The 10,012-nt window shown below is 71.0% G+C and carries 3 protein-coding genes and 1 pseudogene; 1 reads left to right on the plus strand and 3 read right to left on the minus strand.

All coding sequences use genetic code 11. The features are described from left to right. The 3 genes from ABZY11_RS39455 to ABZY11_RS39465 form a co-directional block, all read right to left on the minus strand. Positions 1-2,584: FtsK/SpoIIIE domain-containing protein (locus ABZY11_RS39455; protein ID WP_356483791.1), on the minus strand; the 2,584-nt coding region annotated here is incomplete at its 3' end. A 96-nt stretch (positions 2,585-2,680) separates the two neighbouring features. Next, positions 2,681-2,977, minus strand: coding sequence for a WXG100 family type VII secretion target (locus ABZY11_RS39460; protein ID WP_072489588.1), 297 nt, complete (start codon positions 2,975-2,977; stop codon positions 2,681-2,683). A 98-nt stretch (positions 2,978-3,075) separates the two neighbouring features. After that, positions 3,076-9,168: a hypothetical protein gene (locus ABZY11_RS39465; RefSeq protein WP_356483792.1), complete on the minus strand. Its 6,093-nt coding sequence runs from the start codon at positions 9,166-9,168 to the stop codon at positions 3,076-3,078. Between the two features lie 158 nt (positions 9,169-9,326). Between ABZY11_RS39465 and ABZY11_RS39470 the strand changes: the two are divergent. Next, positions 9,327-10,012, plus strand: a pseudogene (locus tag ABZY11_RS39470) (hypothetical protein); the annotation flags it as partial.

Raw genomic sequence — 10,012 nt, forward strand, 5'->3', positions numbered from 1 at the left:
GGCGGCCGCCGATCCGGCCGGTCTGGAACGGCAGCAGCGCCGCGTGGCCGAGCCTGGCGTGGGCGCGGCCGGGAGTGCGGGGCGAGAGCTGCCCGGAGTCGGGGGCGTCGATGATGTCGCGGCTCTCGCTGGTGTCGGTGGTGCGCAGCGCGATCCGCAGGTTGGTGTTGGCGCGGATGTCGGCGGTGACGGCGCCGGAGGGCCGTTGGGTGGCGAGGATCAGGTGAATGCCGAGGGAGCGGCCCCGCTGGGCGATGTTGACGAGTCCGGAGACGAAGTCGGGGAGTTCTCGCACCATCGACGCGAACTCGTCGATGACGAGGACGAGCCGGGCCATGGGTGCGAGTTCGGGGCGGCGGGTGCGCTTGTCGGTGTAGTCGTCGATGTCCTTGGCCCCGGCGTCCGCGAGGATGTGTTCGCGTCGCTTCAGTTCGGCGCCGAGGGACACCAGGGCCCGCCCCACGAGGTGGGTGTCCAGGTCGGTGACCATGCCGACGGTGTGCGGCAGGTCCTCGCACTCGGCGAAGGCGCTGCCGCCCTTGTAGTCGACGAGGACGAAGTTCAGCTCGTCCGGCCGGTTGGCGACGGCGAGGCTCGCCACCAGGGACTGGAGCAGTTCGGACTTGCCGGATCCGGTGGTGCCCGCGATCAGGCCGTGCGGCCCGTCGGCGGCCAGGTCGACGGCGAACGGACCGTCCACGCCCTCGCCGAGCACGGCGCGGGTGCTGCGGGCGGCGATCACCCAGCGCGCGGCGACGGCGTCGGGCGTGGGCGGTTCGAGACCGAGTACGTCGAGGAGCCGGGCGGAGGCGGGCAGCAGGCTCTCGTCGGCGTCGTCGCCAACGTCCCGGATCGGCGCGAGCGCGCGGGCCACGCCCACGCACCAGGAGCGGGTCGGCGCGTCCATGCGGACCTCGTCGACGGGGTCGGCGTTGTCCTGCTCGGCGCGCAGCCACTTCGGCCCGGCCACGGCCACGGCGCGGCACTCCTCGGGCAGGAGCCGGGCCTCGTCGTCCACGCACAGTGCGTACACGCCGACGGCCGGCCCGTCGCGGAGGATCTGGATGACGCCGGGCAGGGAGCGCAGTCTCCGGGCGCCGTCGAGGACGACCAGGACGTCGGGCTCGCCCACGGCTCCGCCGCGCGGCGCCCGGTCGCCGGCCGCCTGCCGGGCGGCGATCACGGTGGTGAGTTCGGCGATGCGGCGGCCCACGGACTCGGCGCTCGCGCCGACCAGGGAGATGGTGTCCTCGCCGAGCGGCGCGCAGTGCGGCAGCCAGTGCACCCAGGACCAGCGGTCCGCGCCGCCCGTGCCGGACAGTACGCAGATCCGCAGGTCGGAGGGGCTGTGCAGGACGGCGGCCTGGGCGATCAGCCAGCGCACCAGCGGCTCGGCGGTGTCGCCTCCGGCGACGCCCATGACGCCCGAGGCGCGCAGCGGCACGGTCACGGGCACGGCATGTGTGGTGCGGTCGACCCTGCGGCGGTGTTCCGGCTCGGCGGGGTCCTGGAGCTCCACGTAGGCGGGGCGGTCGGCGACGCCGAGCCGCATCAGCAGGAAGTCGTCGTCGCGCCAGCGGCGCTCCCACAGCCGCTGCCGCGGGCCGGTGGCGATCAGGAGGGCCGACGCCGGGTCCGGGGCGGCGAGGCGGCGGGCGTGCTGTTCGGCGAGCACCGCCTCGTCCACGTCCTGTTCCAGGACGGCCTTCTTCTCCTCGTACTCCTTGAGCTGGTCCTCGTAACTCTCCTTGCCGCGGCGCTTGTTGGAGAACTGGGAGACGAGGGCGACGACCGGGGAGAGGACACCGAAGATCAGGAACCTGGGGTTGTTGAAGATGACGAACGAGACGCCGGCCATCATCAACGGCGCGAAGATCAGCATGAGCTGGAGCTTGTTGCGGGTGGGTTTGGCGGGCGGTACGGGAAGTTGGAAGCGATTGTTGACGGGCGGGGGCAGCAGCCGGGGCGGCCGGTTGTAGTCGAGCCCCACGCCGTCGTCGGAGGGCTGGAGGGCGGCGTCGGGCACGGTGGGCGCGGCCAGTTCGAGCAGGGCCGGGCCGACGGTGAGGACGCCGCCGAGCGGCCATTGCGTCCAGTCCCGCGCCTCGGTGCCGTCCCGTGTGACGCCGTCCTGGTCGACGGAGCGTACGGTCGCGGTGCCATCGGCGTGCACCTTCAGACGCGCCGCGGTCTTCGCGAGCCCTTCGGCGCGGAGCTGGATGCGGCAGGACGCGGCGGAGCCGATCTCGTAGTCGCCGGGCGACAGCCGGAACACCAGCCCGGCGTCGGCGCCGCCGATGCCGCGCAGTTCCACGACGCCGTCCGGCTCCGGACCCGCCTCGGGTGCGGGAGCGTCCAGGGACAGCAGGCTGCCGGAGCGCAGGGCGGCGGCGGCCATCGGCTGGTCGGCGGGCAGCGGGGTGGCCCCGTGGTACAGGACGGGCGGTGTGTCCGGGGTGCCGCCGCGCAACCGCCGGTGCAGTTGCTCGGCGAGTTCGCCCGCGGGGGCCTCGGGGTCGGCCTCGATCATGATGTCCGCGGTCTGACCCTGCTCCGGGTCGACGGCGGTGACGGTCAGACGCATCGTCAGTGCTCCTTGGGCACGGGGGTCACCAGGTTGTGCGGGACATCGGCCGGCCGGACCGGAGAGGGGGCCGGCCCGGCCGATGTCCGGGCGGGGTCACTTGCGGAGGCTGGAACCCATCTCGGAGTCGAACTGGGTCATGCCCTCGCCGTACTTCTTGATGTACTCGGAGATGCCCGTGAGGCCCTCGGTGACCTTGCCGTAGTTGTCCGTGTACTCCTGCACGAAGGGCTGGAAGTCGTTCCTCGCCGACGGGGTGTTGTAGCCGTCGGCGGTGAGCGCGTCCAGGTCGGCCTTGATCTTGTTGAGCTGGGCGACCGCGATCTCGTATTCGTTCATGGTCTGCGTGGCGGCGGCGCTGGTCTTCTCGTCGTTGACGATGTAATCGGCCATCGGAATGTCTCCTGTTTCCAAGTCGTTGGTGTGGACGGTTGTTTCATGGACCATTTCGTGGACCCGCGCCCTACACACGACGGGTGCGGCCATTCGGTTCAGACTTTGATGGGGACTTCTTCGGGCGGATTCGCCAATTCGGTGTCCTGGTTGGAGTTGACCGCTCCGATGGTTTTCGTGGGAAGCGAGGCGAGCGGCACCTCGGGGCCCTTGGTCTTGAATCCGTGGTCGTTCTCGACCTTCTTGCCGGCCAGCGAATTGCCCACGCCGTAGCCGAGTTTGATGCCCGCATTCTCCAGGGTGGTCTGCGCGTCGGCGCCCTTGGCACCCACTTCGTAACCGACGCTGACGGCCTGGCCGACGGCGCCCTTGAGGATGCTGGTGAGGGCCTCGTAGCCGTATTCGTGGAGCTCGGTGACGGAGGTGGGGCCGCCCGCGTAGGCGTGGTAGTCGTGGATCGCGGTGTGCTGCTCGTTGAAGGAGCCGTTGGCGTCGATCTCGGTGAGGGTCTTGCCGTTGGCGTCCTTCACCTGCACGGAACCGTTGTTGTTGACCTTGACGTCGAACGTGACCGGGTTGCCGTTGTTGTCGGTCGTGGTGACCGTGCCCTCCACGCCGTCCTTGGTGACGGTGAACGTGGTGTTCTCACCGCCGGCGGTGTTGCTGAACGAGGTGGTGCCGTCCGGGTTCTGCGTGATGGTGACGTTGCCCGCCTGGTCGGTGGTGGTGGCGGCGCCGTTTGCGAAAGTGGTGGTGGCGCCGCCGCCGCCGGCTGGGGTGACGACGGGCGCCGCTCCCGGCCCGCCGGTCACGGTGGTGTTGTTGCTGAAGGTGACCTGCGGGGGTCCGGCGGGCCCCTCCTGTCCTGCTCCGGGTTGCGCCTGAGCCACGCCGGGCCCGGTGAGGGTGCCGTCCGGTCCGACGGTGACCGTGTCGCCGGGCTGGTTGCTGCCGGGCACGGACACGTCGAAGGTGCCGTCGCCGTTGGCCTTCACGTCGAACGGGCCGCCGTGGACGGTGGAGGCGCCCTTGCCGCCGACCGGGATGTCCGCGGAGGGACCGCCGCCGTTGCCGCCGACCGTGAAGGTCTCGGGGCCCGGCGCGGGGTCACGGTTGAAGGGGTTGTGCGGGCCGTCCAGGATGTCGGACTTCTGGCCCGGCGTACCGGCGTTCTCCACGTCGCCGGGGCTCTTGCCGAACGTGGTGTTGTTGGTGTCCACGCTGGTGTTGCCGCCGAAGAAGCCGTCGTGGTGGACGACGGGGCCGCCTCCGGGCGTGGGCACGGTGATGCCGCTGTTGCCGTCGCCGGTGACCGTGCTGATGGAGGTCTCGCCGGGGTTGTTGCCGATGGGGTGGCCCGCCGTGTCGATCGGAAGGTTGGTGACCGGGTCGACGTGGGTGCCGGAGGGGCCGAGGCCGGTGACGCCGCCGGGTGCGAAGGTGCCGGTGGCCGGTCCGTACGTGACGGAGAACTCGCCGTCGGGTCCGCCCGCGTTCGGGCCGTGCACGACGGTGCTGCCGGGCTCATGCACCGGGTCGGCACCGTGCGTGGTGATCGTGGGCCCGTCCGGGCCGTTGGACAGGGTGTTCTGGCCGCCGGTCATCTCCGGTGAGCCGAACAGGCCCCAGCCCTCCTGCTGAGGGGTGTTCACCGTCACCTGGGTGTTGGTGCCGGTGATGCCGGCGCCGCTCGGCGAGTTGTTGACCGTGGCCTGGCCGTTGTTGTCGACGGTGTGGCTGACGCCGGAGTCGTGGTGGACGGTGGTGGTGGCCGGGCCGGTGCCGTCGTTGCCGATGGTGGTCGTGAACCCGTCGTTGCTGAATGTGGTGGTCTGCCCGTCCGTCGAGAGGGTGGCGCCGTTGGCGTTGGTGATCGTGCTGGGGGCCGGTGCGGGCGCCGGACCGCCGCCCGCGGGGTTCGGGCGCGGCGGCACCTTCGCCTCGGCCCCGTCGGGGGTCTGTGTGGTGATCGTGCCGTCGGGGCCCGAGTTGACGGTCGTGGGCGGACCGCCGGGTGCCTGGTGGTGGGTGAAGGTGACATCGCCGCCCGGGTTGACCGTGGTGTTGACGCCCTGGGTGTTGACGCCGTTGGTGCCGACATCGGCCTGCGCACCGGCGGCTGAGGTGTCGGTGAAGGTGGCCACGGGGTTGTTGTTGGCGTCGGTGTTGGCGGTGATGGTGACCGGGCCGTTGGTGACGGTGCCGGTGTTGTCCACGCTGAAGTTGCCGTTGCTGTCGGCGGCGGTGGTGCCGTTCGCCCCGGTGGTAACGGTGCTGTTGGGGCCCGCCGGGGCGTTGTTGCTGATGGTGCCGTCGTTGTTGATCGTGCTGTTCGCGGTGTTGCTGCCGTTGACGTCCGTCTGGGCGCCGTTCCCCGTCAGGGTGGTGCTGCTGCCGCCGGAGGTGGTGACCTGCGTCGGGTCGCCTCCGTCGGCCGGTTTGACGGTGACCGAGGCGGGCCCGCCCTGCGGTCCGACCGTGGTCGGGCCGTTTCCGCCCGTACTCACCGACGTACCGTTCTGACTGACGGTCGTGACACCGTCCGGGCCCTGATTGACCTGGACCGGGTTGATGGTGCCCACGCTGCCGCTGATGCCGTTCGGGCCGTGACTCGCCTGGATCGGGCCATTGCTGACGGTCGTGGTGCCGCTGTTGTCGACCGTCACCGTGGTGTTGTCCGGACCGCCCGTGTTGACCGTCTGGCTGCCGACTACGGCGGGCGCGGACTTGGTGACGGTGCCGTCGTCGTGGACGCTGGTGGTGCTGCCGTCGGCCGTGGTGACCTGGGCGGGGTCGCCGCCCGACGGCGGTTTGACGGTGACCGAGGCGGGCCCGCCCTGCGGTCCGACCGTGGTCGGGCCGTTTCCGCCCGTACTCACCGACGTACCGTTCTGACTGACGGTCGTGACACCGTTCGGCCCCTGGCTGACCTGGACCGGGTTGGCGGTGCCCACGCTGCCGCCGATGCCGTTCGGGCCATGACTCGCCTGGATCGGACCATTGCTGACGGTCGTGGTGCCGCTGTTGTCGACCGTCACCGTGGCGCCGTTCGGGCCGTGGACGGTGACCGAGTGGCCGCCGCCGTTGTCCACGGAGATGGTGGTGTTGCCCGCGTTCACCGGATTTCCGGGGGTCGGCTGCGGCACGGCCGGCGGGACCGGGTTGCCCTGCGCGTCGTTGGCCGTGATGGTGCCGTCGGGAGCGACGTGGATCTCCTGGTTGCCGTGCGCGATGCTCGCCGAGCCGTCGTTGTTGACCGTGGTCGAGCCGCCGATGGTGACGCCGTCCGCGCCGTGGCTGATCCCGTCGACGTGAAACTTGCCGTTGGGGTTGATGGTGAACGTCGTTCCGTCCGGGGCGCTGAACTTGATGTCGAGCGGCGAGAAGTCGACCTTGCCGCCGGGGCCCGTGGCCGTACCGCCGCCGTTGCCGTCCGTGGTGATCCCGTTGACGGTGACGCCGCCGTCCGGGCCCGCCGAGACCTGTGGCTGGCCGCCGGGCGGGGCCACGTCGAGGCCGCCGCCGGGCTTGGTGGTGACGGCGGTGCCGTCGGGGCCGTTGAAGGTGACCGGGGCGACGCCGTTCGGGCCCACGGCGATGTCCCCGTTGGGGTTGACCGTGACCGGCGGCTGGGTGCCGGAGGGGTTCAGGTCGAACTGTCCCTGCGGGTTGACGGTGACCGTTCCGCCGTCGGGCGTGCTGAACTTGATGTCCACGGGCGAGAACTCCACGTTCCCCCCGCCGCCGGTGGCCGTACCGCCGCCACCGCCGTCGGTCTTGATATTGCCGGTGGTGATGCCACCGTCCGGGCCGACCGAGACCTGCGGCTGGCCGCCGGGCGGGGTCACGTCGAGCGAGTTGCCCGGACCGTTGAACTGCACCGTGTCGGGGGTGGGGCCGCCGGTGGTCACCGTGAACCCCGTGTTGTCGAGCGTGGTGGCGGGGCCGCCCGGCGTGGTGATGGTGGCGCCGCCGCCCGGGGGAATGCTGGTGTTCACGTTGGTGTCGGTGAAGGTGACCGGGCCGCCCGCGTTGGCCGGGGGCAGGTTGACGTTCTGGCCGCCGCCGTCGCCGTTGACGACGCTCACGTTGCCGTTGTTGCCGACGTCGGCCTGCGTGCCGTCCGGCAGGGCGAATCCGCCCCCGGGGTTCCCCGCGTTGCCGTTGAGCGTGGTGTTGCCGAAGTTGATGTCGACATTGCCGTCGGCGGGGTTGTGGGTCGCCACCGGCTGCCCCGCCGGGGGGCCGTTGAAGACCGAGTTGACGCCGTTCGTGTTGTCCGTGGTGAGCCCGCCACCGCCCACCGTCGTGGAGCCGCCGTTGTCGGTCAGGGTGAGGCCGTTCGGGGTGGAGACCGTGTTGTTGTTCACGGTGAACTCCGTTGTGGGACCACCGCCGTCACCGCCGGGCGAGCTGAACGTCGTGGCACCGTCCGGCCCCTTGGAGACCTCGCCGAACGACCCCGAGGTCGTGAAGCCGCCGTTCGGGCCCAGCTCCGTGGAGAGCGCGGGCTTCTCCGACTGCGCGGGCGCGAACTCGCCACCGAGCCCGCCGATGATCTTCTCCTTCGTGGTCGGGCCCTGAATGGGGGTGTCGATCGTCGTCGTGGCGCCGTTGGAGGTGATGACGTCGCCGTCCGGGCTCTTGATGGTGTTCGTGCCGTTCGCGGTCGTCGAGGTGAACCCGTCGGGTGTCGTGGTGGTCGTCGACGTCTGGGGCGCCGGGACTCCGAAGGGCAGGTCGTCGGGGGCCTGGACCTGGTCGGCCTTGGGACCGGGCGGGGTGATCTTCGACTCGGTCTTCGCACCGTCCGGGGTCGTGACCTTCGTCTTGACCTCGCCCGTGGCGGGGTCCGACTTGGTCGTGCCGTTGATGCCGTGGAAGCCGGTCTTCTGCGCGCCCTTGGTGTCGGAGAACAGGACGTTGGTGGGTTTGAACTTGCCGTCGACGACACCGAGGCTGTTCACGGAAAACGCCTTGTCGATGTTGCTCTTGAACTTGCCCTTGGTGGTGAAGGCGTCCTTGATGCTGGTGGCGAACTTCGTCCCGCCGAACAGCGTGAGGGCACCGGCCGTGGCGGCGCCGAGCGCGGCGCCCGTGGCGGCCGAGGCCGCGTCGAACTTCTTCCCGTCGAACGCCGCCGTGATCCCGCTCGCCAGGAAGCCGAGGGAGAACTCGGTGGTCACATCGATCGCGAACTTGGCGCCGAGGGCCAGACCGGGGGACGTCTTGAGACCCACGAGCCCCTTGGCCAGCGGGTCGATGATCTTGCGGACGAACGTCGAGTTCTTCAGGGCCGCCGAGACCGCCCCGGAAGCCGTCCCGACGCCCTTGCCCACCTTGGCCAGGAACGGCGCGAACTTCGCCAGCTTGCCCGCCGCCCCGACGATCTTCCCGAGCCCGCCGAGCAGCACACCACCGGGCACCAGGGTGAGCAGGCCGATGATGATCTCACCGGCGTCGATCTTGCCCTGCGACACCATCCGGATCACCGACACGGCGAACAGGATCGCGCCCAGGATGAGACCCACGACCGGGAAGAACACGGCGACGATGCCGATGATGACACCGGCGATGATCTCCACCAGCGGGTTGTCCGCGAGGAAGTCACCGAACTTCTTAACGAAGTCCCGTGCAGGGATGGCCTGTTCGGCGGCGTCATCGAGGATGACCGTGGCCTTGTTGGACCCGTCCTCGCGCATCCGCTGCGCCGCGCGGCCGAGCTCCTCGGCGGCGGACAGCGCCTCCTTCGCGGCGTTCACCTCGCCCTGCTGCGTCTGGTGGGTCTCGGCCTGCTCCGGGGTGGCGTCCGCCGCGAGGGCCGGGACCTCCGTCTTCGCGGTGGCGGCGACCTCCTGGCCCTGGTCGATGGCCCGGTCCAGCAGGTCCTGGGCGCTGGTCAGGGTGTTCGCGTACTCGTCGTAGGCGCCCGCGGCGGTGCGGAAGGAGTCCCTGGTCTTCTCCAGGAGCCCCGGCAGGTCCTTGGTGATCCGTGTCTTCAGGGCGTCCATCGCCTGGCCCTTGCCGCGGCGCAGCGCCCCGTCGTCGCGCAGCAGGTCGACCGCCTCGCCCGCCCCGTCGCCCAGCTCCTGATAGGTCCTGGCCAGTGTTCTGATCGCCTCCGGGTTCCCGGGGGTCGGGTCCTCCCCGAACCCGAGCACCTCCCAGCCCGTGGAGTGCCGACGCGCCATTTCCAACTCCTCCCGGCTACACGCCCGTTCGGCACCTCCTAACGGGGCGGTCGACGTTTCGGTTCAGCTCGTTGAACCGACCCGGGGCTCGGCGCGTGTGACGGCCGACGCATCAGCAGTGCGCGTCACCAGGCCCCGTACGGAGGAGGACGAGAAAGATGCGCGACGCCCCGAGGACGACGAACGAAGCGCGGCGGCCGGCGCCGTGGCGCACGACGGCACGGGTGACGGCGGTGTGCGGCCTGGTGGCCGTCACCTGGCTGGCGCTGCCCGCACCGGCGCAGGCGTTGGGATCCGTACGGGCTCCCGATTCCGTACGGGCTCTGGACTCCGCACCGGCATTGGCGGCCGTGCGGATGCAGCCTTCCCGGGCGCTGCGGGCCGACGAGGTGACGAAGTACTACGTGGTCAAGTCCGCGCAGGAGAACGGCGGCGAGCAGGAGACGCTGTTCGGGATCGCGCAGCGCACCCTGGGCGACGGCGACCGGTTCGAGGAGATCCTGGTACTCAACAGCGGGCGTCAGCTGCCGGACGGTTCGGCCTTCGTGAGCCCCGACCAGCTGACCCCGGGCTTCCCGCTGATCCTGCCGGAGGATGCGGACGGGCCCGGCGTGGAGTTCGGTGTCCTGCCCGAGGAGAACGCCGACGCGGCGAAGCCTCCCGCACGGAGCGCCTCCCCCGCGCCCCGTGCCGCGGCCGGCCGGGGCTCGGGACAGTTCGCCGGGCTCGGCGACCGGCTCGGGTCGCCGTGGCTGATCGGGGGTGTCGCCGGCGCCGCCGTGCTCACCGTGGTGATCGTCGCGCGGCGTCCGATCGGCCGGGCCGTGCGCGCCACCGGCTCCGG

It is taken from the genome of Streptomyces sp. NPDC006510 (assembly GCF_040611955.1).
Lineage (GTDB): Bacteria > Actinomycetota > Actinomycetes > Streptomycetales > Streptomycetaceae > Streptomyces.